Raw genomic sequence first — 25252 nt, forward strand, 5'->3', positions numbered from 1 at the left:
GAGGAGAGTCCTCCTTACTTCTCTTCTTCATCCTGTCCCATTTTACCGATAGAGTCTCTCATATCTGTATCTGCATCAATGTTTCGGATATTCATATAATCCATCACGCCAAGATTGCCAGAGCGTAGTGCTTCTGCCATTGCTAACGGAACTTCCGCTTCTGCTTCTACTACTTTTGCACGCATCTCTTCTACTTTTGCACGCATCTCTTGCTCTTGCGCTACAGCCATTGCACGACGTTCTTCCGCTTTTGCTTGTGCAATATTTTTGTCAGCTTCTGCTTGATCAATTTGAAGAACGGCACCGATGTTTTTACCGATATCAATATCTGCAATATCAATCGATAGGATTTCAAAAGCTGTGCCTGAATCTAATCCTTTTGTTAAAACAGTTTGTGAAATCATATCCGGGTTTTCTAACACCTTTTTATGGTCTTGCTGAGAACCAATGGTAGAAACAATTCCTTCACCAACACGAGCAATAACTGTCTCTTCTCCAGCTCCCCCTACTAAACGATCGATGTTTGCACGTACTGTAATACGAGCTTTTGCTTTTACTTCAATACCATCCATCGCAACACCTGAAATGAATGGTGTTTCAATTACTTTTGGGTTAACGCTCATTTGAACAGCTTCTAATACATTACGCCCAGCTAAATCAATAGCAGCTCCGCGCTCAAACGATAACTCAATATTTGCACGTTGAGCAGCGATTAACGCATTAACAACGCGGTCAACGTTACCACCTGCTAAATAGTGACTCTCTAGCTGATTTGTTGAAACATCCAATCCAGCTTTACTTGCCTTAATTAAAGGATTTACAACGCGAGATGGAATAACGCGACGTAATCTCATTCCCACTAGTGTAAAAATACTAATTCGTACACCTGCTGCTAATGCTGAAATCCACAGCATTACCGGTACAAACGTAAAGAACACGGCTAATAAAATGATTGCTAAGCCAATTCCCACAAAAAATAATAAGCTACCTGGTTCCATTATTTAATTTCCTCCTCAGTTGGTAAATCTTTCACTTTACGTACAACAACTCGTGACCCTTCTACTTTCATCACTTTCACTTTAACATCTTTTGCCAAATAATTCCCTTCTGATACTACATCGATGTATTCATCATCAATGGAAACTGTACCAGATGGTCGAAGTGGTGTAACCGTTATTCCTTCTTTACCAATTAGTTCATAACGATTTTGGTTTGAAACATAACCCGATTCGGTATTCAATGAATCACTTAAAACCATTTTTCTCAACGTTTTCATTCTCTTACCAAAAAATTTCACCATAACAAACGCTCCTCCCAAAGCAACAGCACAAGCAATGATTAGTGACACGCCCATTTGCATGTAGTTGTCCGTAGTAAGAAAGAAGCTAATAAAGATAGCCCCTAACCCAATGATTCCCAGTATTCCACCCGGTAAAAAAAGCTCGAGTAATAGAAGAACTATTCCAATAATAAATACAATAATTGCTTCCATTCCTGCTAACCCTGCTACAAGATGACCATAAAAGAATAGAAGTAGCGCACCAATTCCCATAGATCCAGCTAAACCAAACGTTGGCGTATATAACTCGATCACTAAACCTAGCCCTCCTATTGACAGCAAAATCGGTACGACTACTGGATTGGTAACAAAACGAGCAATATGCTCTGCCCAACTAACCTTTGTTGTAATCACATCCGATTTTTCATAGCCTAATTTATTTAATAGCTCGTTTAAATTAGCAACTGTACCTTCAGAGTATTGTACGTCTTCGGCTTGTTTTGGGGTCAGCGTCAATAGTTCTTTATTCGTTATGTCCAGCTCTGGCAGCTCAATTGATTTATCTGCCATTGCCATTGCATATTTAGGATCACGTCCATTTTGCTCAGCGGCACTTTTCATTGCAGACAGCCAGTAAGACTGTGCCTTATCATCTGCTGCGTTGCCAGATCCATCAATAACGGCTGCAGAACCCATCGTTGATCCAGGAGTCATATAAATTTGATCAGCGTTTAATGCAATGTATGCTCCTGCAGACAATGCTTTCTTATTGACAAAAGCAACAATGGGAATGTCCGTTTTTGTAATACTCTTTCCAATGTCAGAAGCGGCATCTACGGCTCCACCAGGGGTATTAATATCTAATACAATCAATTCAGCCTGTTCAGCTTCAGCTTCTTTAATGCTGCGATTTAAAAAGGCTAAAAGGCCTTTTTCGACCGTATCTTCAACTGGGATTACGTATACTTTTTTTGAATTAGCAGTTAAGGTTTGCGGTAAAAAACAAAGTATGATGAACGTAGCGGCAATGATGCTTAAAGTTATTTTTTTCACTTATCCTATCACCCCTCCTCTCTTTGCATCATATGAGTGCTTATCTTTTTATACGATTAACTTTACAAATAGTTTCAAGTTTTTGAAACTATTTTATGTATTAATTGATAGAGACATATAAAAAACACCTTACGTGTGTAAGGTGTTTTTTACGATAAGTGTTGAAGAACAAGCTTATTTACAAGAGAGCCATCAGCTTTACCTTTCACTTTAGGCATAAGCGCTCCCATAACTTTCCCCATATCAGCTTTAGAGGAAGACTGCGTTTCTTCAATCGTTGCTTTAATCAATTCGCTTAACTCTTCTTCACTTAGTTGCTTAGGCGCATAAGCTTCTAATATAACTAATTCAGAATGAATTTTATCAACAAGATCTTGACGACCTGCTTTCTCAAATTCATGGAGGGAGTCTTTACGTTGTTTGAATTCGCGAGAAATAACCGTCAACTCGTCTGCTTCAGTTAGATCGTGGCCCAACTTAATGGCTTCATTTTGAAGAGATGCTTTTACCATGCGAATCACGGTTAGCTTCTCTTTCTCTTTGTTTTTCATCGCTTGCTTCATATCACTATTTAAACGCTCGAGAAGACTCATAATAAATCCACCCTCTTATTAGAACTTGCGCTTTCTAGCAGCTTCAGATTTCTTCTTACGCTTTACGCTAGGCTTTTCATAGAATTCGCGCTTTCTTGCTTCTTGTAACGTACCAGTTTTTGAAACTGAACGTTTGAAGCGACGAAGAGCATCTTCAAGCGATTCGTTTTTACGAACAACTGTTTTTGACATTCTAATTCCCTCCCTCCGAACAAAACCACTAACATCATAATGACATGTGTTAGACATGTCTTTTGCCATTATAATATAATGAACTCTTAAGGTCAACCAGTTTAAATAAAGTAATAAACCCATTCAATTGTATTTTATGAATTCACTTATTAAACCATACCCATTTTTTCAAGTAGTTATAAAGCTGATGCACGCAGATTTACTTTATTCTGCAAATCCACGTGCATTCTTTAAAATTAAGAACTTAGTTTAACGCGATCAGTTGGCATTTCTACCTCATCCATCACGCGGACAAATTCACCTTCATTATAAGGGTAACCTGCTTTAGAGATTTTCACTTTAACAAGCTTTCCAACCATTTCTTCCGTTGCTGGGAACACTACTTTCAAATAGTTATCCGTATAACCCACATACAAATTGCTATTTGACTCTTCTTTGTAACGTTCTTCTGGAATCACTTCCAACACTTCACCTTCAAATTCCGACGCATACTCTTTTGCCAGTTGATTTGAAAGTTCAATTAAGCGATGTACGCGCTCGTTTTTCACTTCTTCATCAATTTGGTCATCCATACGAGCAGCCGGTGTACCTGTACGCTTAGAGTACGGGAACACGTGAAGCTCTGAGAATTTATGCTCTTTAATGAAGTTATATGTTTCCATAAATTCATCTTCTGTTTCACCAGGGAATCCTACAATTACATCAGATGTAATCGCAAGACCTGGTAACGCTTCTTTTAAGCGAGTCAAACGCTCTCCGAAGAATTCCATTGTGTACTTACGACGCATGCGTTTTAACACTGTATTTGATCCAGATTGAAGGGGAACGTGTAAATGGCGAACAACCATTTCAGATTTATCCAACACGTCAATAACTTCGTCTGTAATCTGACTAGCTTCAATTGATGAAATACGGATACGTTTTAATCCTTTTACTTGAGACTCTAAATCACGTAGTAGCTGTGAAAGATTATAATCTTTCATATCTTCACCATAGCCACCTGTATGAATTCCTGTTAACACAATCTCTTTATAACCAGCATCTACTAATTGTTGAGCTTGCGCTACAACTTCTTTTGGATCACGTGAACGCATTAAGCCTCTTGCCCAAGGAATAATACAAAACGTACAGAAATTGTTACAACCTTCTTGAATTTTCAAAGATGCACGTGTACGGTCTGTGAAAGCCGGTACATCTAACTCTTCATATACACGTGTTTTCATGATGTTTCCTACACCGTTAATCGGCTGACGCTCTTGCTTAAATTGTTCAATGTAATCTAGCATCTTTACACGATCCTGTGTACCTACAACAATATCCACGCCAGGAATCGCCATTATTTCTGCTGGTGATGTTTGTGCGTAACAACCCGTTACACAAATAACCGCATCTGGGTTTTTACGAATTGCACGACGAATTACTTGACGACTTTTTTTATCACCTGTGTTCGTTACCGTACAGGTATTGATAACATATACATCAGCAGTTTGCTCATATTCTACGCGATCGTAGTTAGCTCCTTTAAACAACTGCCAAATAGCTTCTGTTTCATAGTGATTCACTTTACACCCTAATGTGTGGAAAGCAACTGTTGGCATTGTATTCACCCCATTAACTCAGTTTGATATGATATAGCAGATAGCACGTATAGCGGTGCTGTTTCTGCACGTAAAATTCGAGGACCGAATCCACATTTAGTAAATTGATGTTCTTCTAAAAACGCAACTTCTTGTTCTGTCAATCCACCTTCTGGTCCAATAACAACCAAAAGAGAATCACCAGACTGCAGATGAGATAAAACATGATGCAAATTAGAAGCTTCACCTTGCTTAGCTACTTCTTCATACGCTACGATTTTATGCGTATATTCACTTGCTGCAACAAGCTGTTTTAAAGTCATGGGACTATCAACAGCTGGCACTGTGGTACGGTGGGATTGCTCTGCAGCTTCCTTTGCAATTTTGTTCCATCTCTCTAATTTCTTTTTGCCTTTTTTCTCGTCCCATTTCACAATGGAGCGATCCGCAATAAAAGGGATAAACTTCGTTGCGCCAAGTTCTGTCCCTTTTTGAATAATAAGCTCAAGCTTATCCCCTTTAGGCAACCCGCTCACAATCGTAACTGTCACAGGCATCTCTTTTTCTTCACTTAACCATTCTATAATAGATCCTTGGATTTCGTCAGTGGAAATCATTTCAATCTCACAAAGAGCCGCTTGTCCGTTTTCATTACAACAAATAACGCGTTCTCCTTCTGACATTCTCATCACTCGCTGGATGTGGTGAGCATCTGAATCAGTAATTTTCACCGTTCTATCAACAAATTGATCATTTTTTAAAAAATAACGTTGCACAGCTACACCTTCTCACTTATCAAGCTTGTTTAGTTGCAATAATAGCTACCCAATCTTCCATCATTGTCACTTCTTCAATAACAAATCCAGCTTTCACAAGGGCTTCTTTTACTTCTTCTTTCTTAGCACTAATAATACCTGATGTAATAAACGAACCGCCTGGCTTCAAAACTGCATATGCATCGTCAACAAAACGAACGATAATTTCTGCTAAAATATTTGCAACAACAACGTCTACAGGACCTTCAATATTATTTAAAAGGTTGTTTTGAGCAACCGTTACAGCACCTTGCACTTTGTTTAGCTTTACGTTTAAACGAGCTGAACGAACCGCTACTTCATCAAGGTCAAGCGCTCTTACAGATTTCGCACCAAGCATTGCTGCACCAATACTCAAAACACCAGAACCTGTTCCGACATCAATAACCGTATCATTTTCTTTAACCGTTCGCTCAAGTCCTTGCAACGACATGACTGTTGTTGGGTGGGTCCCTGTTCCAAACGCCATCCCTGGATCTAATTCAATAATTAATTCATCTGTGTTGACTTTTTCATAGTTTTCCCAAGTAGGAACAATTGTAAAACGCTCAGATATTTTTACAGGATGATAGTATTTCTTCCAAGCAGTAGCCCACTCTTCTTCATTTACCTCACTGATTGTCACTTTGTTTGCACCTAAATCAAAATCATAAACTAACAAGCCATTAATAGCTTCTTTAATACCTTCAACCGTCTCACCTAAGAAGCTGTTTACAGGAAGGTATGCCTTTACGATTACACCTTCTTCAGGGTAATCATCGGCATTAAGCTGGTAGATTTCCCCAAAAGTTGTATCCCTCTCTTTTATTAAATCTGCTGGATCTTCGATTACAACACCGCTTGCTCCTGATTCATGTAAAATATGTGAGATTGGTTCAATCGCTTCCTGTGTCGTATGAATACAAATTTCAGACCATTTCATCTCTACCAACTTCATCCCTTCTGTTTTTTCGCTTTATTTTGTTTTATCACAGCTGACAGGTTGGTAAAGCATTTTACCAACCTGTCAATGTTTATTATTCGCCTTTAATTGCTCTCTTTACTTTTGCAAAGAAAGAATCGTGTTGCTCATCAACTGCTTCTTGTCCGCTTAACTCTGCGAACTCTCGAATTAATTGTTTTTGTTTCTCAGAGAGCTTTGTTGGTGTAACAACGCGCACATGAATATGTTGGTCACCCTGACCATATCCTCGAACGTTTGCTACTCCTTTTCCTTTTAGTCGGAACCTTGTACCCGTTTGAGTACCTGCAGGAATTTTCAGCTTTACTTTTCCATGTAGCGTCGGTACTTCCACTTCATCTCCCAATGCAGCTTGTGCAAAGGTTAATGGCATTTCACAATAAATATCATCACCGTCACGCTCAAAGAGCTCATGTGATCGAACGTTAAACACAACGTATAAGTCTCCAGATGGACCGCCATTTGCACCTGGTTCTCCTTGACCACTCACACGAAGCTGTTGGCCATCATCCACACCAGCTGGGATTTTCACATTAATTTTACGACGTTTTGTTACTTTGCCTTCACCGTGGCATGTTGAACATTTTTGCTCAATTTTCTTACCAGTCCCATTACAATGATGGCAAGCACGACGGTTTACTACACGACCAAACGGCGTGTTTTGTTCTACATTTAATTGTCCAGAACCGTTACAATGTGAACACGTGCTGACTTTTGTACCTGGCTTTGCACCCGATCCGTTACATGTGTCACACGTTTCTTCACGAGGAATTTCAATAGTTGTTTCTTTTCCGAATACCGCCTCTTCAAACGATAATGTCATCGTGTACTGTAAATCGGCACCTTGCCTTGGAGCATTAGGGTCTCTTCTACGACCTCCGCCACCAAAGATTGAACTAAAAATATCTTCAAAGCCAAAACCGCCAAAGTCTGAACCTCCGCCAAAACCACCAAAGCCCTGGTTTGGATCAGCATGACCAAATTGATCATAGTGTGCTTTCTTTTGGTCATCACTTAACACTTCATATGCTTCTTTGACTTCTTTAAATTGCTCTGCAGCATCCTCGGCTTTATTAATATCCGGATGATATTTTTTTGAAAGCTTACGATACGCTTTTTTAATCTCATCTTTTGTAGCGCCTTTGCTGATGCCGAGTACTTCATAGTAATCTCGCTTACTCATCAATACTCACTCCCGAATCGTTTCACATAAACGTAATTGTATCATCATTAATCTTTTCATCGCAACAGAAAAGTTAAGCGATACACCGAACCTATTGTGAATTGCTATTTTTGTACGTTAAAAAAGTCAAAGCCAAGAGATAGCTTGACTTTGACTTTTAAAATCCTGTGAATTGCACCGTGGCGTCCTTCACATTAGTCGTCAAGATGCATTATTTTTTATCGTCGTTTACTTCTTCAAACTCTGCATCTACAACATCATCATTTTGAGCGCCTTCGCCACCAGCTGCTTGCTGAGCTTGTTGAGCTTGCTCATACATTTTCACCGTTAAAGCTTGAACAACTTCTTGAAGCTCATCTTTTTTCGCTTTGATTTCTTCAAGGTCATTCTTTTCGATTGCAGCTTTTAACGCCTCTTTTGCTTCGTTAGCTTTTGCTACTTCAGCTTCTTCAACCTTACCTTCAAGGTCTTTCAACGTTTTTTCAGTTGTAAATACAAGTTGATCTGCTTCATTGCGTAATTCAACTTCTTCTTTACGTTGTTTATCTGCATCTGCGTTATCTTCTGCTTCTTTTACCATGCGTTCAATTTCATCATCTGATAAACCAGTAGAAGACTTAATTGTAATTGCTTGCTCTTTATTTGTACCTAAATCTTTTGCACGTACGTTTACGATACCGTTCTTATCAATATCAAAGCTTACTTCGATTTGAGGTACACCACGTGGAGCTGGTGGAATGTCCGTTAATTGGAAACGACCTAACGTTTTGTTATCAGCTGACATCGGACGCTCACCTTGAAGTACGTGAATGTCTACAGCCGTTTGGTTATCAGCTGCTGTTGAGAATACTTGTGATTTACTTGTAGGAATTGTTGTGTTGCGCTCAATTAGCTTTGTGAATACGCCGCCCATTGTTTCAATTCCTAAAGATAGTGGCGTTACGTCTAATAACACTACGTCTTTTACATCACCAGTTAATACTCCACCTTGAATTGCTGCACCTAAAGCAACAACTTCATCAGGGTTTACACCTTTATGAGGCTCTTTACCAGTTTCTTTTTTAATGGCTTCTTGCACCGCTGGGATACGAGTAGAACCACCAACTAAAATTACTTTATCTAGCTCACTTGCAGAAAGACCAGCATCTTGTAAGGCTTGACGTACTGGAGCCATTGTACGCTCTACTAGGTCTGCAGATAATTCTTCAAACTTCGCACGTGATAGCGTTACTTCTAAGTGAAGTGGTCCAGCTTCGCCAGCTGTGATAAACGGTAGTGAAACTTGTGTAGAAGTTACACCAGATAAATCTTTTTTCGCTTTTTCAGCAGCATCTTTTAGACGTTGAAGTGCCATTTTATCTTTAGCTAAATCAATGCCATTTTCTTTTTTAAACTCTGCTACTAAGTAGTCGATGATTACTTGGTCAAAATCATCTCCACCAAGGCGGTTGTCACCAGCAGTTGAGCGCACTTCGAATACGCCATCTCCTAGCTCTAGAATTGATACGTCAAACGTACCTCCACCTAAGTCGTATACAAGTACAGTTTGGTCTTCGTCTGTTTTTTCTAACCCGTATGCAAGAGCAGCCGCTGTTGGTTCGTTGATAATACGCTCAACTTCTAAACCAGCAATTTTACCAGCATCTTTTGTTGCTTGACGCTCAGCATCGTTAAAGTATGCAGGAACCGTGATAACTGCTTTTGTTACAGGCTCACCTAAGTACTCCTCTGCATATCCTTTTAAATGTTGCAGAATAATTGCTGACATTTCTTGAGGTGTATACTCTTTTCCTTCAGCTTCTACTTTGTGATCTGTACCCATGTGACGTTTAATTGAGATGATTGTGTTTGGATTTGTAATTGCTTGACGCTTTGCTACTTCCCCAACTTGACGCTCACCGTTTTTAAACGCAACAACAGATGGTGTTGTACGATTTCCTTCTGGATTTGGGATTACTTTTGGCTCGCCGCCTTCTAAGACAGCGACACAAGAGTTCGTTGTACCTAAGTCGATACCAATGATTTTACTCATGTAAAATAACCTCCTTGTTTTATGTAATAATTTTATTGATTTACTTTTACCATTGCAGGGCGAATAATTTTATCCTTTAGCTTATACCCTTTTTGAAGTTCTTCTACGACTGTATTTGATTCATACGCCTCATCTTCTACTTGCATAACAGCTTGATGTTCATAAGGGTCGAACGGTTTTCCAACAGATTCAATTGCCTCAACACCTTCTTTTTGAAGTGCCTCAACTAATTGACGGTAAACCATTTCTACACCTTTCATTACAGACTTCGTGTTCTCATCTTCTGTGTTCACCTGTAGAGCACGGTCAAAGTTATCCAGTGCTGGTAAGATGTCTGTCACTAAAGATTGCGCACGATACTTCTGTGCTGCTTCTGCATCAAGACGAGAACGACGACGGAAATTATCGAAATCAGCTTGTAGACGTACATATCTATTTTCCTGTTCTTCAAGCTGTTGCTTTAATTGGTCAATTTGTGTTTGAAGAGTAGCCTCTGCAGATTCTTCAACAGTTTCTTCTTGCTGATTTTCTGTATCTACAGTTTCTTGTACTACTTCTTCTACTTGTTCTTCTACTTGCTTTTCGTTTGACAATTCCTTCACCTCCTTAAAGTTAGAGCACGTTCATGCCGCTGTCTATTTTATCATAGGAAAGGCAGGAAGCAATATCTTCCAGCACTTTCCTTATATTTTTATTGCTTGTATAAATTCGTTAATAAGCGGGACATATCGGAAGATAACAATGTCATTAAGCTAATAGCTCGCGCATATTCCATGCGAGTCGGACCTAGTAAAGCAATGGTACCAATTTGTTCTTCACCAAACGAATACGTAGCGGTAATTAAACTGCAATCAGCCATTTCGTTCACTTCATTTTCACGACCAATTTTAACGTGAATACCAGATTTGCTAGACGTTAAAAGCTGCGAAAACTCTTTTTCATGTTCAATAATAGTGAATAAATCACGAATTTTATCGATGTTATGAAACTCAGGTTGAGCAAACATATTCGTTTTTCCACCGATAACCATTTTACCGCTTGTGTTTAGCTTTAATGCATCGTTTAAAATCGTCATCGTTTCTTTATACCCTCGAATATGATTCTTTAGCAATAACGCTACTTCTTTGTACATCTTATCATGTAGCTCAGTAATCCGAACGCCCACTAACTTATCGTTTAAAATATTGACCATCTTTTCAATATCTGATGCGCCAATTCCAGCAGGTAAAGTAATTGTACGATGCTGTACGTGACCTGCATCTGTAACAATAATAGCAACGGCTGATTCTTCAGTTAGCGGCAAAATTTGCAGCTGCTTCAGCTTATTGGTTACCGCTTTAGGGCCAAGAACAATTGACGTTAGGCTTGTTAAATCTGATAAAATCTGAGCAGATTTTTGTACAATCTCTTCCAGCTCAACAACGCGTTCAGCAAAAAGAGAATTAACCGTTGAAATATCTTCATCCGTTAATAGCTGCGGAGACAATAAATGATCCACATAATAGCGATATCCTTTTTCAGACGGAACGCGCCCTGAAGATGTATGAGTTTTTTCAATAAAGCCAAGCTCTTCTAAATCAGACATTTCATTGCGAATTGTTGCTGAGCTAAAATTAATCTCACTTTTTTTAGAAAGTGTACGAGAGCCAACAGGCTGTGCAGATCGAATAAAATCATCAATTATGACTTGTAAAATTAATAGCTGTCGATCAGTAAGCACGTTTCATCACCTCTGTTAGCACTCTAAAAGCTTGAGTGCTAAATCTAATAATAAATTACCAAATCATCATGGGTCATGTCAACGATTAGATTCCACCAATAAATGCCTGGAATACTTCATTTCCTAGAAAGCGCCCTTTTTTTGTTAATCTTAGCGAACTGTCTGTCTCTTCAAGCAGCCCTTTGTTAACATACTCTTGTATCGGTTTTGAAAAAACTTCATTCATTTCTACTTTATACTTGTCATAAAAATTAGCTTTATTCACACCATCTGTTTTGCGCAGCCCTAAAAACATTTCCTCTTCCATTCTTTCCACTTTAGAAACAGAAATTTCATCTAAGCAGGCACTCTTTGTTTCCGTAATAGTTTGCATATATTTTTTCAATGGTGCAATATTAGACCGTCTAATTCCATCAATATAACTATGTGCTCCTGCTCCTATTCCGTAGTAATCATTATTATCCCAATATGTGAGGTTATGAAGGCTTTCGTAGCCCAAGCGAGCAAAATTGCTAATCTCATATTGAGAATATCCGTGCTTCTCCATCTCATCCATTAACATCTCGTACATGAACGCTTCATCTTCCTGGGAAGGCACGCGAAGCTGTCCTTTATTCATCAAGTTATAAAATACTGTTTTAGGCTCAATGATTAAAGAATAAGCAGAGATATGCTCTACGTCCATTGAGAACGCAATATCAAGCGTTTCTTTAAAATCAGAAATCGTTTGACCAGGCAAGCTGTACATGAGATCTAAGCTGATATTTTCAAACCCTATCTTTCTAGCTTCATCAACGGCTTGAAATGCTTGTTGGTTACTGTGAACACGTCCAATTTTTTCAAGGAGCTTTTCGTTAAATGTTTGAACTCCAATACTTAAGCGGTCTACACCGTACGCATGTAAAACTCGTAATTTCTCTGCTGTCAGCTCATTTGGGTTTGCTTCAAACGTAAACTCTTTTACATTTTGAACCGGAAATGATTCGTGAATCGATTCTAAAAAGTAAGTCAACTGCTTCTCATCGAGAGCTGTTGGAGTTCCTCCACCAACAAAAATTGTCCTTAATTGATTAGCAGGATATTTTGCTACTGTATGCCTCATCTCGTCCCTCATTTTTTCTAGATAAGGCATAACCGGCTGATTTTTGAAAAATACTTTATTAAAGTCACAGTAGTGACAAATATGATGACAAAAAGGAATATGCAAATAAGCTGCTTCAATCATCGTCTTCCACCTCAAAATAGTTAAAGTAAATGATAAAAATACCGCAGATGCTCTCTGCGGTATTTTTATCGTAACGCGCCTTTAATCGCTCTACGCTATAGTGTAACAAATCAATCAGTTATACAACACTAAACTGCTTATGTTAAATAATTCCTCACTCTTCATCCATACGTAGTACAGCCATGAATGCTTCTTGTGGAACTTCTACTGATCCGACTTGCTTCATTCTTTTCTTACCTTCTTTTTGTTTCTCAAGAAGCTTACGCTTACGAGAAATATCCCCACCGTAACATTTTGCTAATACATTTTTTCGAATGGCTTTGATTGTTGAACGCGCGACAATCTTCTGACCAATAGCTGCTTGAATAGGCACTTCAAACTGCTGACGTGGAATCAGTTCTTTTAATTTTTCTACGATGATTTTACCGCGATCATATGCTGAGTCACGGTGCACAATGAAGGATAGTGCATCGACTTTTTCTGCATTTAACAAGATATCCATTTTCACGAGCTTAGATTCTTTATAACCAATTAGTTCATAATCAAAAGATGCATACCCTTTTGTGTTTGATTTTAGTTGATCAAAGAAATCATACACAATCTCAGCTAGCGGAATCTCATACACAATACTTACTCGATTTGCATCTAAGTACTGCATGTCGATGAAATTACCGCGCTTTTTCTGACAAAGCTCCATAACTGCTCCTACATAATCATTAGGAACCATCATTGTTGCTTTTACATAAGGCTCTTCAACTTTTTCAATCTTTTGAGCATCTGGCATATTAGACGGATTATCAACAGATACTTTCTCACCATCTGTCATGTATACATCGTAAATAACACTTGGAGCTGTTGTAATCAAGTCAATCTTAAACTCACGCTCAATACGCTCTTGGATAATCTCCATGTGAAGGAGGCCCAAGAATCCACAACGGAAACCAAACCCTAACGCTTGAGATGTCTCTGGTTCAAACTGAAGAGCTGAATCATTCAGTTCTAGTTTTTCTAAAGCTTCGCGTAAGTCGTTATATTTGGCTGTATCGATTGGATACAAGCCGCAATATACCATTGGATTTAATCGGCGGTAACCAGGTAAGGGTTCAGTTGCACCATTTTTAGCAAGTGTAATCGTATCCCCTACGCGTGTATCTCCTACGTTTTTGATAGCAGCTGTTAAATACCCTACATCTCCAACAGATAGTTCGTCCTGTGGAACTGCTTTTGGTGTTAACACACCAATTTCAGTAACTTCAAATTCTTTTCCTGTTGCCATCATGCGAATTTTATCGCCTGTTTTGACCGATCCTTCTACAATACGAATAGATGCAACAACACCACGATAAGCATCATAGAATGAATCAAAAATTAAGGCTTTTAAAGGCCCTTCTGGATCCCCTTCAGGAGCAGGTACTTTTTCTACAATTTGCTCTAAAATCTCTTCAATTCCAATACCTGCTTTTGCAGAAGCAAGCACTGCTTCTGAAGCATCTAAGCCAATTACATCTTCCACTTCTTGACGCACGCGTTCAGGCTCAGCACTTGGAAGATCAATTTTATTGATAACAGGTAAAATTTCCAAATCATTATCTAACGCTAAATATACGTTGGCTAATGTTTGCGCTTCAATTCCTTGGGCAGCATCCACTACAAGAATTGCTCCTTCACAAGCTGCAAGACTACGAGACACTTCATATGTAAAATCGACGTGCCCTGGAGTATCAATTAAATGGAAAATATATTCTTCTCCATCTTTTGCTTTATACTTAAGCTGAACAGCATTTAGCTTAATGGTAATTCCACGTTCACGTTCTAAATCCATAGAATCCAAAAGTTGAGCTTTCATTTCGCGCTGGGTAAGCGCATTTGTCTTTTCTAAAATACGGTCAGCCAATGTTGACTTTCCGTGATCTATATGAGCAATAATCGAAAAGTTTCTAATTTTCGACTGTCGGTTTAACTTCGCTTCTCTATCCATCATTTTTTCACTCCTACTGAAAATCGGCAAAATACACTAAAGTAAATTATAACAACACATCAGTCAACATTCAATAAACTTCTCAAGGGAGGAAGAGAGATGAGTTCAATAATAAAGCAGAGCAGCCTTAATGTGTAGCGAAACATTAAGGCTGCTCTGCTTTGTTTTTTTATACAAACAGGTTATGAAAAGCTTCGACTGCTTTTTGTATAACAGCCTGGATGCTGTTAGCTAAGCTTTTTCCAATTGAAGAAAAAAAGTTAAATGCCTTTCGCTCTTCCAGCAGCTTTTGTTTTTCTTCAAGGTCCACAACTCGTTTGTTTCCCATTACATCTGCTTCTACTTCGCCCTCGCCCGTCTTAGAAACTGTAAACACTTGCTCAATACTAGGGTCATCATACCCTTTCATCTTGATTAATCCTTGCTGGGCAGTCTGCATCCCTAATAATACGCCGAACAATAACACAACGCTTAGCAGCAGCGACTTCATCATGAATTTCACCATGAGAATGCTCCTTTCATCTAAACATACCTATTCATTTTCGTAGTATTCATTATGGGACACTTCTGCTGGTTTCATTCACTTTTAATGAGTATAAGATCCAAAGTTTCCTTGGTCCACTTCATGGTGAAGAGCTGCGTTTAATCCTCCAGCTACGACGTTAGCCATTTCTTCAATAAATAAGTCAACTTCTTTTGGTGTAACCATCAGATTATGGCCTAATGGGGCTAACACCTCATGAATTAAACGACGCTTTTCTTCATCAGGTAACGTACCAATCATCCCCAAATATGTTTGACGATGTTCTTCGCTTGGTAAATCTTCGTCAGTTAGCTGTTTCTTTTCTCCAAACGTCATTCCAGAAGGAATAAGTGACTTCGAAGGCTTGTCTTGTTCATTCATCTCACGTCCAAAATGCTTTAAAATAAAATCAATAGTATCACTTGTAATTGATACCGCATCAACAACTGTAGGTATACCAATTGCAATTACTGGAATGCCTAGCGTTTCATAGCTAATTTCTTTTCGTTTATTTCCAACTCCAGAGCCGGGGTGAATACCTGAGTCTGAAATTTGAATTGTTGCGTTTACACGTTCAATTGAACGCGCTGCCAAAGCATCAACAGCAATAATGAAATCTGGTTTGACTTTTTGTACAACCCCAAAGATAATATCGCTAGTTTCAATTCCAGTGATCCCCATCACACCAGGTATAATAGCACTTACTGGACGGAACCCCTCTTCTACGCTTTCAGGCTGTAGAGCAAATAAATGACGAGTAATTAATAAATTTTCTACCGTCTTTGGACCAAGTGCATCCGGAGTAACGCTACTGTTTCCAAGGCCGACTACTAAACAGCTTGCATCATCTGCAATATTTAAGCCTTTTATAAAATGATTCAGTTCCTTAGCAAATACTTCCTCCATCTTTTCCTGCTTTTCGGTATCCTGCTCGCGAATTCCAACAGATTCTAGAGTAAGATAGCGCCCTTTTTTCTTTCCCACCGTTTGGGCACCTTGTTCAGTTATTTCAACTAAAGAAACCTTTACTCCATCGACATCTTTTTCTTTAAAAATAACTCCTTCAAGCTCAGACTGCTTCGCTTGCTTTTCATTGTCTTCAACAGCCATCGTCCTTGCTTCCACGGCTAAATCGGTGCGAATACTATATTGACTTAAATCCAAGTTTTCATTCATTGCAGACCCTCCTCAGCTATTATCATAGAAGTTAGTTTCACCTGTTGCTAATTAATTCATGCACAAGAGCGATAAAATTCCTTTTAGGTGCTATTGCATTATAGCCGTGGGTTTGATAAAATATCCTTTGTTCTTATTGTAAGAAATGTCGAGTTCTATATAATCTCGATTGCTATAATTTCGGGAGGTGAAACGAATGCCAAACATTAAATCAGCTATCAAACGTGTAAAAACTACTGAAGCTCGTCGTGCACATAACATCCAAGTAAAATCTGCTATGCGTACTGCTATCAAAAACTTTGAAGCTTTAGTTGAAAACAACGATGTAGATAATGCAAAAGCAGCATACTCTGTTGCTTCTAAAAAATTAGACAAGGCTGCACAAAAAGGTCTTATCCACAAAAACGCTGCAGCTCGTCAAAAATCTCGCTTAGCGCAAAAACTTAACGGTTTATCTGCATAATAAGCGAAAAAACGATCCCCATAGGATCGTTTTTTTTATGGTTTTTAGCCACCAGCTTGCTTTAAGAAAAACAATTGTAAAAGCAATGCTTTGTCTATTTTCCCCGTCTTCATTTCATAATCTGCTTCTGCTAGCTCTTTAATAATGTTACGTAGCACCGGCTCTTCAAACCTTCTACTTTGTTGAAGAGAAATCTTCACTCGAAAAGGATGTACTTTTAACGTTTGTGCAATTTGCTGTTGACCATACCCTTGGCCAGAAAGTTGCTTTGTATGATAAATTAAGCGAAATTGTGAAGCCAGTAAAGACAAAATTTTAATTGGCTCTTCATTATTTCGAAGCAAATCTTGATAAATATTTAACGCCTCTTTTAAATTTTTATTCATAACTGCTTCAATAAGCGTAAAAACATTTTGTTCTAACGTTTTAGCTACTAGCTCGTGTACAACTTCTCGCGTAATGACACCATTATCTCCTACATAAAGCATCATTTTTTCTACTTCATTTGTAATAATCGTAACGTTTAATCCAACAAGCTGCAACAAGAGCTGCTTAGCATCTTCATCCATTTCTACATTTCTTTTATGCAGTACATCTTTTATCCATCGCACTAAGTCCTGCTCATTAAATTCATTTGCTTCAACATACATAGCCTGCTTTTTTAACGCTTTGGTTATTTTTTTTCGCTCATCTAATTTTTCATAAGGAGCTTGCACGATTAAGGTTGAAAAAGGTGCGGGTTGCTCAAGGTAAGTCTGTAATTTACTAACATCGTGTTCTACCTTAGATTTTGATTTTTCTGCAGTTAGAAAAAAAGCATTCTTGGCAATTACCACTCGCTTATCACCTAAAAAAGGCAGCGTTTCAGCATCCTCAATTACCTGTTCAATCGGCGTTTCCTCTAAGTCATATATCGATAAATTAAACTCTTTTTCCTCGTCTGATAAGGAATATTGAATAATTTTATCTCTTGCTTTTTTCATAATAAAAGCATTTAAACCATGTAATAAATAGACGGGTTTTATGTCCTTAGAATTGATAGTTTTCAACGGATCTATTGCCAATTTTTTACGCTCCATTCTATAGTTCTTCATCTTCTATGGTATAGGTGTAATAGCGGTTTGGCAAGAATACAAAAAGGAATTGCTAAAAGTAGCAATTCCTCAGTTTATAATAAACACTAACAAATTAAGCCCTAGGTTACTTATTTGTTAATGAGTAAACCCATATAATTATCGTTTACTTTTTTACCACAAACAATGATTGTTAACTGTTGTCAGGTTAGGAAAACGCTTTATATTTTATAGATTTTTTAAAAAACATGGATTATACTGTAAATAGGAGGGGTGGCAATGAATCAATTTGAAGAAAGCGTTCAAAGTAAACGAAACGACGCAGTCGATTCGGCTGTAGGATTTATCGCATCATTTGGATTTTTTACTACCTTATTTATTATCGCAACGGTCATTCACTACTTTGGATCATAGATCATAAGTAGATGCTAATGAACAGAGTTCTATTCATTAGTTGAATCGGTAAACGAGATAGAAAATCAGCAATACTTAGCGACTGTCATCTACAGTCGTTTTTTTTAACTTGATATAGACTATGGAAGTTCTGTGTAAAAGGTTCCTTTGTTTTTTCGAAATGTATACGTAATTGCACCGTTTTCATCTGTTCGATAGATGAAAACGTTAGCTTCTTGTAGCCTTTCAACCACTTCGTTATGCGGGTGACCATAGCGATTCTTTTTGCCTGCGGATATGAGAGCAATTTGAGGATTGAGTGCACGAAGAAATGCAGGTGATGTAGACGATTTGCTTCCATGATGTGCAACCTTTAAAACATCAGCTTGTATCGAAGGAATAGTACGAAGAATCTCAGCTTCTCCCGCTTCTTCCAAATCACCTGTAAAAAGCCAACTAATCCCTCCAAGCTCTGTAAATAAAACAATAGATGAGTTATTGCTCGTTGTTTCTGTACCTGTTGGTGAAAGAATGTAAAAAGAAGTATCTCCTTGTTTCCAATAGTCTCCTTTTTTAACGTAGGAAATCTTGCTATTTGCTTTTCTTGCTTGTTCGATAATATTTACTTCTAAATCTGTAAGCTGCTTCTTTTTCCCCAGTACTACCTGTTCAATTTTGACTTGATCCAGTAACGTACTGGCACTTCCGCCATGGTCATAGTCCCCGTGTGTAATCAATAACTTATTTACCTTTCCAATTCCCTTTGATTTTAAAACTGGCATAACAATATCCTTTCCCACGTCAAACAAATCACGGCGTACTTGCCAGCCTTCACTTGAAAACAGAACGCTTCCTCCCGTATCAATCAAATAGACTCCTCTCCTATATGGAAGTTCAATTAACAAGCTGTCTCCTTGGCCCACGTCAATCATCGTCACTTTCCCATATGGATTTACATACGGAAAGAGACACTGAACCACAAGTATTAAGACCGTAACTATGCTAAAAAAAGATGTATATTTCTTCTTCTCAATGGACCATAAAACACTGTAAATAGCTATGTACAGAAGTCCTACAACCCATAAAGAAAGCTTACCAGTTGTTACTACGAATACAGGAGATAGATTGTGTATTCGTTGCAGGAACCATTCGCTTAGTAATAATACATTATTTAGTATCCATTGACCGATAGCTGCAATGGGTAAAAAGAAAAATGACGTAGTAAATATGAACAAACAAAGAGGGAGGATGACTGTTGAAAAAAGGGGAACATAAATCATATTAAGAGGAAGGCTTAGTAGCGAAACTTCATAGAAGTAAAACAATAATAGAGGTAGTGATCCGAGCTGTGCAATAAATGATACCAGCAGTAACTGACCCATAGTGGACGTAATTCTTTTTAAAATCACCTGTGCACTAAGCACAATAAAGAGGGTGACGACAAAAGATAATTGAAACCCTACTTGTAAAATGTAAAATGGATTAACAGCTATCATTAACAAGAATGCCAGCGCTATGCTATCTGTTAGACTAATTTTCTTTTGATACTTTGTACTCGCTAAAGCTAACATACTCATTAACACGGCACGAATAACTGAAGGTGCCCCACCAGCGATAATGGCGTACAAAGGAAGAGTCACTAATAAAATATTCGTGGCTAACTGGCGCGTCATTCCCATTCGAATTAGTACATAAAAGAACATAAACGTCATTAGGCCAACGTGAAGACCTGAAATAGCTAGCAAATGAATGAGCCCAAAGCTTTGGTAAAGCTGAAGTAAATCAGAATCGATTTGACTTCTCTCTCCATAAATGAGCGCTTGCATAAAAGACGATGCTGGTTGAGGAACATTCTTTTGAAGATAATCAATTCCATGTTGTCGATAAATAGAAAGCCGCTGAAGAAAAGACAATTGTTTAGAAGGGTGGCATAAAGAGGGTGTAAACGTAGATGCTTTAAGCTTCCAATGAACATGCTTAGTATCCATGTACCCTTTATAGTTAAATGCGTTTGGATTTCGCCTTTCTTCAAAAGATGAAAGTTTTCCTTTTAACATACAGCGGTCATAAATCATTAAGCTTTGAACCTGCTTAACTTCACTTTCACTTTTCATATAGTATACAACAGATACTTCTTCACCTTGCGTGCTAAAGAAAAAGCGTACTTGGCTTCCATCTATATTAGGAATGGAAGAGATTTGTCCGGTAAATATTGTTTGATTCGAAGAAATCGATGTTTGATGATGAAATAAAAAAAGATGAAATAACCCAAAGAAAAAGCTGCCAATAAGAACGCAAAGGATGAAAACATAGCGTGGACATCTAAGGTATAAAAAAACTGCGTAGCTTAGTACAACTATGAGTGTAATCCATAAGAAGTGATAGGCTAAAAACATGGTTAACATGGCGCTAACTGCTGCATATAAATAAAAGCCTTTCAAAAAAGAACCTCCCACTCAAAAGAGATAGCTAGACACTAAGTGCCTAGCTTATGAATGCTGAAACAGGGAAAAAGCTTGATCTTCTAAACGAGCAATTTCTTCTTTGGAAAGATTGCTATGGTGAAGTTTCTCTAAAATACTATTTACAAAGCTCAACTTTTTTTGACTATTTAAATCAATGACGGCTTCGTTTAGCTCTACTTTTTCAAACCTTACCCCTGATTGCTTAAATAATTCAACAGCGTATGGATGATTTTTGTAATCGTTAGCATAATAAACTGTCTTAATCCCGGCTTGAATAAGTGCTTTGCAACAATTTAAGCAAGGGAAGTGCGTTACATAAACTTCTGCATCTTCTGTTTTAACACCGAACTTAGCACACTGTAACAGGGCATTTACCTCTGCATGAATGGTTCTAACACAATGGTTATCAATAACATAACAGCCCTCGTCTGCACAGTGGACCCCTCCGCTTATTGACCCGTTGTACCCTCCTGCGATAATGCGTTTATCTCTCACAATGGTAGCACCTACAGCTAAACGCTCACACGTGCTGCGTAATGCTAATAAATGGCTTTGTGCCATAAAATACTGATCCCATGAAATTCTTGACATCGTCTACTCCCTACTTTCTTGTCTCACTATCTAGTACCTAGTGTATCGGTTAAAAGGAGATGACGTCAACGCATTCACTAATTTATTGATATCTCTGTTTTGATTTTTTCCAGTGACTTTTCCCCAATTCCTGCAACTTGTAAAATATCTTCAAGTGTTTTAAATGGTCCATTCTCTTCGCGGTATGTGAGAATGGCTTGCGCCTTTGACGGCCCAATTCCATTTAAGGTTTGTAATTCTTCCAAAGTTGCTGTGTTCAAATTGACTGCACTCTTATTCTGGTCCATACTTCCCACAGTTGACATGGGAACTACAGGCTCTTCACCGATAGCTGGAATGTAGATGACCATTTCATCAGCTACTTTTGTTGCTAAATTCACATGGTTCATGTCTGCTTCTTTCGTAACTCCACTCGCTCTCTCAATGGCATCCTGAACTCTAAGGCCCTCCTCAAGCTTGTAAATGCCTGGTTTTTGAACTTCCCCTTTCACATCAACAACGATTTGAGTACTGGTCGAGTCTTTTTGAGGCACATCCAGTGTTAAAGAGCTATCCTCTTGTTTTTCAGTAAATGGGAAGTCTTCTTCAACTTGAGCACTCGTTTCTACCTGGGGAAATAAAACATTTGTGTAAATTAAAAATCCACATACAACTATCGAAATGAAACCTAAAATAATCCAATGCTTTTTTGGTAAAGTCATGGTTTCCTCCTTATGGGATTATGAACTAACGTCATAAATTGGTTAATAATCTCATACTGTTTAGAAGAATAGGCTTTTGAAGGAGGGAAGTACAAGTGAATATAGGATTTATTGGAACAGGTAATATGGGGAGAATATTAATTGATGCGTTTATTGAATCAAAAGCCGTACATCCTTCACAACTAATTATTACAAACCGAACAAAAAACAAAGCAAAAACGATTCAAAAGCAGCACCGAGAAATTCAGCTGGGAGATTGTGCGGAAGAAGTTGTCCGTTCTTCACAACTTATTTTTGTATGTGTAAAACCATTGGATATTCACCCCCTTTTAATAAAAATCAAACCGCTGTTAACACAAGAACATTGCATTGTATCGATTACAAGTCCCATAAGTGTGGAACAGCTAGAAAGCATTGTGCCTACCCAAGTAGCGAGAATCATTCCAAGTATTACGAACCGTGCATTATCAGGCGTATCACTTATGACATATGGAAATCATTGTTCAGCTTTTTATCAAAACTATTTAACGAATTTATTTAGCAGCATGTCCAAAACTGTATCAATTCCACAAAATATTACAAGAGTATCATCAGATATTGTTAGCTGTGGACCCGCTTTCTTTAGCTTCTTGCTGCAAAGATTTATTGATGCTGCTGTTCAAGAAACAGAGATTTCAAAAGAAGAAGCAACCATTATGGCTAGTGATATGATTATTGGAATGGGGAAACTACTTGAAAAAGAAATTTTTACGCTTCCTACTCTACAAGAGAAAGTATGCGTAAAAGGCGGTGTTACAGGAGAAGGAATTAAAGTATTAGAAGCAGAGCTTGGAGATATGTTTGTGCATTTGTTTCAAAAAACACACGAAAAATTTGATGAGGATATCGAGCTTGTTGAAAAACAGTTTAATTTTACGTAATCAACACTATTCACCTTTATTCAACAAAATTCCTGCTTTTTTATAAAAAAATAAAAGAAGCTGATGCTTCTTTTATTTTTTTGCGGAGAAGAATATTCTTTCGCTGTTTTGGTTGGGAAGCTCGTCTTTAAAATCAGCGCTTACTTCAACAGTTGAAAATCCAGCTTGTATTAACCACTCTTTATACGTAGACTCTGATAGCGTTCGCTGAATATGAACTTCATCAAATCGATCGTACGCTTCAATTTCTTCATCATATACAAAGAACGTCATATCATGCTGAACGCTTTGATTCACCTCATTGTACTCACAGTTCCAAATATACGATACATCATCATCTACATATGAAAATGAATTGTCTCCAAAAACGTTTTTCAGTTTGTGAGTTGAATGAACGTCAAATAACAAAAAGCCACCTGGAGCTAAATGTTCATAGACACGCGTAAATGTCTCTTTAACTTGTTCATCAGTTTGGAGATAATTGAGTGAATCGCAAAAGATAACAACACAATCAAACTGCTGCATCAATTCAAGTTCTGACATGTCTTGTTCGTATAACTTTAACATAATGCCTTCACGTTGCGCTTTCTCTTGGGCAATCACCAACATATCATCCGATAAATCAATTCCAGTGACTTCATAACCTTGCTTAGCTAGACGAATTGACATTTCACCGGTGCCGCATCCCACATCAAGAATTGACAGCTTTTTGCCTGTTCCCACCTTACGAGACACAAGCTGAATCCATTGATCATATGGAATGTCCGTCATGAGATGATCATAGACGTAAGCAAATTGCTTATAGCTGCTCATGATTGCAATTCTTCTTGTAAGTCAACAGAAGGAGCGTCTCCCCACAAACGCTCTAAATTATAGTAACCACGATCATCTTTGTGGAAGATATGGACAACAACATCACCTAAATCCACAAGTACCCAACGCGCTTCATCGTATCCTTCCATACGCTTTACCGTAATTTCGTGTTCATGCGCTTGCTCTTTTACTTCTCTTGCAATAGCCTGAACTTGCTTATCAGAGTTACCGTGACAAATGACAAAGTAATCTGCTACGAGTGAAATTCCTTGCATATTTAATGCAACTAAATCTACTGCTTTTTTATCGTCTGCTGCTTTTACCACAAGTGATAATAAATCGCGTTCGTTCATTTATTTTTTCCTCCTAAAACTAATTCATTATAAGTATACAGCGTATCTGGGAAAACGCTTTGATTTTTGCTAATTAAAAAGCTAATCGTATTTTTTAATGCTTGAAGTAACGCTTTATCTAAATTTTGCTCTGCAAGTTCTCTTACCTCTTCAACCCCAGGAAACTTACGACCTGGCTCAATATAATCAGCCACATAAATTATTTTTTCTAAAGGCGACATTCCTGGTCTCCCAGATGTGTGATAACGAATAGCATCTAGTATTTCCTCGTCTGCTATCCCCACTTCTTTTTCAACTAAAAATGCACCAACTGGAGCGTGCCAAAGTTCTGTATTTGCCTCAAGAAGATGAACAGACATGCTTTCATTTATGATAATCGCTTTCATTTCTTCTTTTGGTCGAAACTTTGCGTAATCATGAAAGATTGCAGCTAATTCAGCTTTTTTTATGTTTACATCATATCGCTCGGCCAATTTTTTAGCCGTTTCCATGACTCCTAACGTATGAATATATCTTCGTTCCGTTAACTGCTCTTTTACAACAGCTAAAGCTTCACTCTGATTCATATAGCTGATTCTCCTCAATATAGTGTTTTACTGATAAAGGCACGTAAAAATCAATAGGGCCTTGCATTTTAAGACGTTCTCGTATGAATGATGAAGAAACATCCATTTGAGGTGCTTCTACTTCTAATATTGAATAAGGAGACTGCATTTCGTACCCAGGTCTTTTTACTCCCACGAATGTTACAAGCTTTTGCAGTTCCTCAATGTTGTACCATTTCGGTAAATATTCTACCATGTCCGCTCCGATGATAAAATAAAACTGATTGTCTGGATACGTTTCTTTTAAGATACACATCGTATCAAATGTATATGATATATCGTTACGTTCGAATTCAATCGATTGAACACGGAATTTAGAATAACCGTTAGTTGCCAAATTAAGCATATTTAAACGATGATTAGGGTCAATTTCTTGTTTCAAGTTTTTATGAGGTGGAATATGCGAAGGCATAAACCAAATTTCATCTAACTTTAACGAAAACAATACTTCATTTGCCATAATTAAATGTCCGATATGGGGAGGGTTAAACGTTCCACCAAAAATACCAATACGTTTCAAAAAATCATAGCTCCTTTTATTGTATTAAGCTTCTCTCGACATGTACAT

General features: G+C 38.0%; 26 protein-coding genes. 3 read left to right on the forward strand and 23 right to left on the reverse strand.

Annotation, left to right across the window (positions count from 1 at the left end):
- Positions 1-14: 14 nt before the first annotated feature.
- From floA to gpr, 15 genes are all read right to left on the reverse strand, one after another.
- Positions 15-998 carry a flotillin-like protein FloA gene (gene floA / locus EPL02_RS17480; RefSeq protein ID WP_094910843.1) on the reverse strand — a complete coding sequence of 328 codons (984 nt, stop codon included), beginning with the start codon at positions 996-998 and terminating at the stop codon, positions 15-17.
- On the reverse strand, positions 998-2308 hold the full coding sequence (locus EPL02_RS17485) for an NfeD family protein (protein WP_483295841.1): 1311 nt from the start codon (positions 2306-2308) through the stop codon (positions 998-1000). The genes floA and EPL02_RS17485 overlap by 1 nt, the downstream gene beginning before the upstream one ends.
- A 173-nt stretch (positions 2309-2481) precedes the next feature.
- Positions 2482-2925, reverse strand: coding sequence for a GatB/YqeY domain-containing protein (locus tag EPL02_RS17490; protein ID WP_025911644.1), 444 nt, complete (start codon positions 2923-2925; stop codon positions 2482-2484).
- Positions 2926-2943: 18 nt separating this feature from the next.
- Positions 2944-3117, reverse strand: coding sequence for a 30S ribosomal protein S21 (gene rpsU, locus EPL02_RS17495; protein ID WP_003152957.1), 174 nt, complete (start codon positions 3115-3117; stop codon positions 2944-2946).
- 236 nt (positions 3118-3353) lie between these two features.
- Positions 3354-4715, reverse strand: a complete 1362-nt coding sequence (mtaB, locus tag EPL02_RS17500) for a tRNA (N(6)-L-threonylcarbamoyladenosine(37)-C(2))-methylthiotransferase MtaB (protein WP_131888310.1) — start codon at positions 4713-4715, stop codon at positions 3354-3356.
- A gap of 5 nt (positions 4716-4720) precedes the next feature.
- The gene (locus EPL02_RS17505; RefSeq protein WP_131888311.1) at positions 4721-5470 is read right to left on the reverse strand and encodes a 16S rRNA (uracil(1498)-N(3))-methyltransferase; all 750 of its coding nucleotides are present in this window, start codon (positions 5468-5470) and stop codon (positions 4721-4723) included.
- A gap of 19 nt (positions 5471-5489) precedes the next feature.
- Positions 5490-6431: a 50S ribosomal protein L11 methyltransferase gene (gene prmA / locus EPL02_RS17510; RefSeq protein ID WP_094910920.1), complete on the reverse strand. Its 942-nt coding sequence runs from the start codon at positions 6429-6431 to the stop codon at positions 5490-5492.
- A gap of 94 nt (positions 6432-6525) precedes the next feature.
- Entirely contained in the window at positions 6526-7653 is a 1128-nt protein-coding gene (gene dnaJ, locus EPL02_RS17515) for a molecular chaperone DnaJ (protein ID WP_094910846.1), read from the reverse strand.
- A 211-nt stretch (positions 7654-7864) separates the two neighbouring features.
- Positions 7865-9685, reverse strand: a complete 1821-nt coding sequence (dnaK, locus tag EPL02_RS17520; protein WP_094910847.1) for a molecular chaperone DnaK — start codon at positions 9683-9685, stop codon at positions 7865-7867.
- Between the two features lie 32 nt (positions 9686-9717).
- A complete protein-coding gene (gene grpE, locus EPL02_RS17525) occupies positions 9718-10287 on the reverse strand; it encodes a nucleotide exchange factor GrpE (RefSeq protein ID WP_434223150.1) in 570 nt (189 codons plus the stop codon).
- Positions 10288-10376: 89 nt separating this feature from the next.
- The gene (gene hrcA / locus EPL02_RS17530) at positions 10377-11405 is read right to left on the reverse strand and encodes a heat-inducible transcriptional repressor HrcA (RefSeq protein ID WP_094910849.1); all 1029 of its coding nucleotides are present in this window, start codon (positions 11403-11405) and stop codon (positions 10377-10379) included.
- 85 nt (positions 11406-11490) lie between these two features.
- Complete coding sequence (hemW, locus tag EPL02_RS17535; RefSeq protein ID WP_094910850.1) at positions 11491-12630, reverse strand: radical SAM family heme chaperone HemW; 1140 nt, start codon at positions 12628-12630, stop codon at positions 11491-11493.
- A gap of 154 nt (positions 12631-12784) precedes the next feature.
- Complete coding sequence (gene lepA / locus EPL02_RS17540) at positions 12785-14611, reverse strand: translation elongation factor 4 (RefSeq protein ID WP_094910851.1); 1827 nt, start codon at positions 14609-14611, stop codon at positions 12785-12787.
- Between the two features lie 166 nt (positions 14612-14777).
- On the reverse strand, positions 14778-15113 hold the full coding sequence (locus EPL02_RS17545) for a DUF3679 domain-containing protein (RefSeq protein ID WP_094910852.1): 336 nt from the start codon (positions 15111-15113) through the stop codon (positions 14778-14780).
- Positions 15114-15194: 81 nt separating this feature from the next.
- Complete coding sequence (gene gpr, locus EPL02_RS17550) at positions 15195-16307, reverse strand: GPR endopeptidase (RefSeq protein ID WP_094910853.1); 1113 nt, start codon at positions 16305-16307, stop codon at positions 15195-15197.
- A 196-nt stretch (positions 16308-16503) separates the two neighbouring features.
- Here gpr and rpsT point away from each other — a divergent pair, with 196 nt between their 5' ends.
- Positions 16504-16770 carry a 30S ribosomal protein S20 gene (gene rpsT / locus EPL02_RS17555; protein ID WP_094910854.1) on the forward strand — a complete coding sequence of 89 codons (267 nt, stop codon included), beginning with the start codon at positions 16504-16506 and terminating at the stop codon, positions 16768-16770.
- Positions 16771-16814: 44 nt separating this feature from the next.
- Here the strand turns inward: rpsT and holA are convergent, their stop codons facing one another.
- Positions 16815-17849 carry a DNA polymerase III subunit delta gene (gene holA, locus EPL02_RS17560; RefSeq protein WP_256993313.1) on the reverse strand — a complete coding sequence of 345 codons (1035 nt, stop codon included), beginning with the start codon at positions 17847-17849 and terminating at the stop codon, positions 16815-16817.
- A 273-nt stretch (positions 17850-18122) separates the two neighbouring features.
- Here holA and EPL02_RS17565 point away from each other — a divergent pair, with 273 nt between their 5' ends.
- Positions 18123-18257: a YqzM family protein gene (locus EPL02_RS17565; protein WP_025911668.1), complete on the forward strand. Its 135-nt coding sequence runs from the start codon at positions 18123-18125 to the stop codon at positions 18255-18257.
- Between the two features lie 119 nt (positions 18258-18376).
- On the opposite strand, the gene EPL02_RS17570 is transcribed toward EPL02_RS17565, so the two are convergent.
- The 3 genes from EPL02_RS17570 to EPL02_RS17580 all read right to left on the reverse strand — a co-directional run bounded on the left by EPL02_RS17570 (position 18377) and on the right by EPL02_RS17580 (position 21993).
- On the reverse strand, positions 18377-20677 hold the full coding sequence (locus tag EPL02_RS17570) for a DNA internalization-related competence protein ComEC/Rec2 (RefSeq protein ID WP_131888312.1): 2301 nt from the start codon (positions 20675-20677) through the stop codon (positions 18377-18379).
- Positions 20678-20725: 48 nt separating this feature from the next.
- Positions 20726-21292: a ComE operon protein 2 gene (locus EPL02_RS17575; protein WP_131888313.1), complete on the reverse strand. Its 567-nt coding sequence runs from the start codon at positions 21290-21292 to the stop codon at positions 20726-20728.
- A gap of 77 nt (positions 21293-21369) precedes the next feature.
- Positions 21370-21993 carry a helix-hairpin-helix domain-containing protein gene (locus tag EPL02_RS17580; RefSeq protein WP_131888314.1) on the reverse strand — a complete coding sequence of 208 codons (624 nt, stop codon included), beginning with the start codon at positions 21991-21993 and terminating at the stop codon, positions 21370-21372.
- Between the two features lie 95 nt (positions 21994-22088).
- Between EPL02_RS17580 and comER the strand changes: the two genes are divergently transcribed.
- Positions 22089-22913 (forward strand): late competence protein ComER, encoded by an 825-nt coding sequence (comER, locus tag EPL02_RS17585; protein ID WP_094910859.1) that lies wholly within the window; start codon positions 22089-22091, stop codon positions 22911-22913.
- 72 nt (positions 22914-22985) lie between these two features.
- On the opposite strand, the gene EPL02_RS17590 is transcribed toward comER, so the two are convergent.
- Genes EPL02_RS17590 through EPL02_RS17605 form a run of 4 tightly spaced genes read right to left on the reverse strand, consistent with a single transcriptional unit; the run spans position 22986 to position 25204 of the window.
- A complete protein-coding gene (locus EPL02_RS17590; RefSeq protein ID WP_094910860.1) occupies positions 22986-23726 on the reverse strand; it encodes a class I SAM-dependent DNA methyltransferase in 741 nt (246 codons plus the stop codon).
- On the reverse strand, positions 23723-24079 hold the full coding sequence (gene rsfS, locus EPL02_RS17595; RefSeq protein ID WP_025911675.1) for a ribosome silencing factor: 357 nt from the start codon (positions 24077-24079) through the stop codon (positions 23723-23725). Before rsfS ends, EPL02_RS17590 begins: the two co-directional genes overlap by 4 nt.
- On the reverse strand, positions 24076-24645 hold the full coding sequence (gene yqeK / locus EPL02_RS17600; RefSeq protein WP_094910861.1) for a bis(5'-nucleosyl)-tetraphosphatase (symmetrical) YqeK: 570 nt from the start codon (positions 24643-24645) through the stop codon (positions 24076-24078). The genes rsfS and yqeK overlap by 4 nt, the downstream gene beginning before the upstream one ends.
- Positions 24632-25204 carry a nicotinate-nucleotide adenylyltransferase gene (locus EPL02_RS17605; RefSeq protein ID WP_094910862.1) on the reverse strand — a complete coding sequence of 191 codons (573 nt, stop codon included), beginning with the start codon at positions 25202-25204 and terminating at the stop codon, positions 24632-24634. Before EPL02_RS17605 ends, yqeK begins: the two co-directional genes overlap by 14 nt.
- Between the last annotated feature and the right edge of the window lie 48 nt (positions 25205-25252).

Source organism: Bacillus sp. CBEL-1 (assembly GCF_004348885.1).
GTDB classification, from domain to species: domain Bacteria; phylum Bacillota; class Bacilli; order Bacillales; family Bacillaceae_H; genus Priestia; species Priestia aryabhattai_A.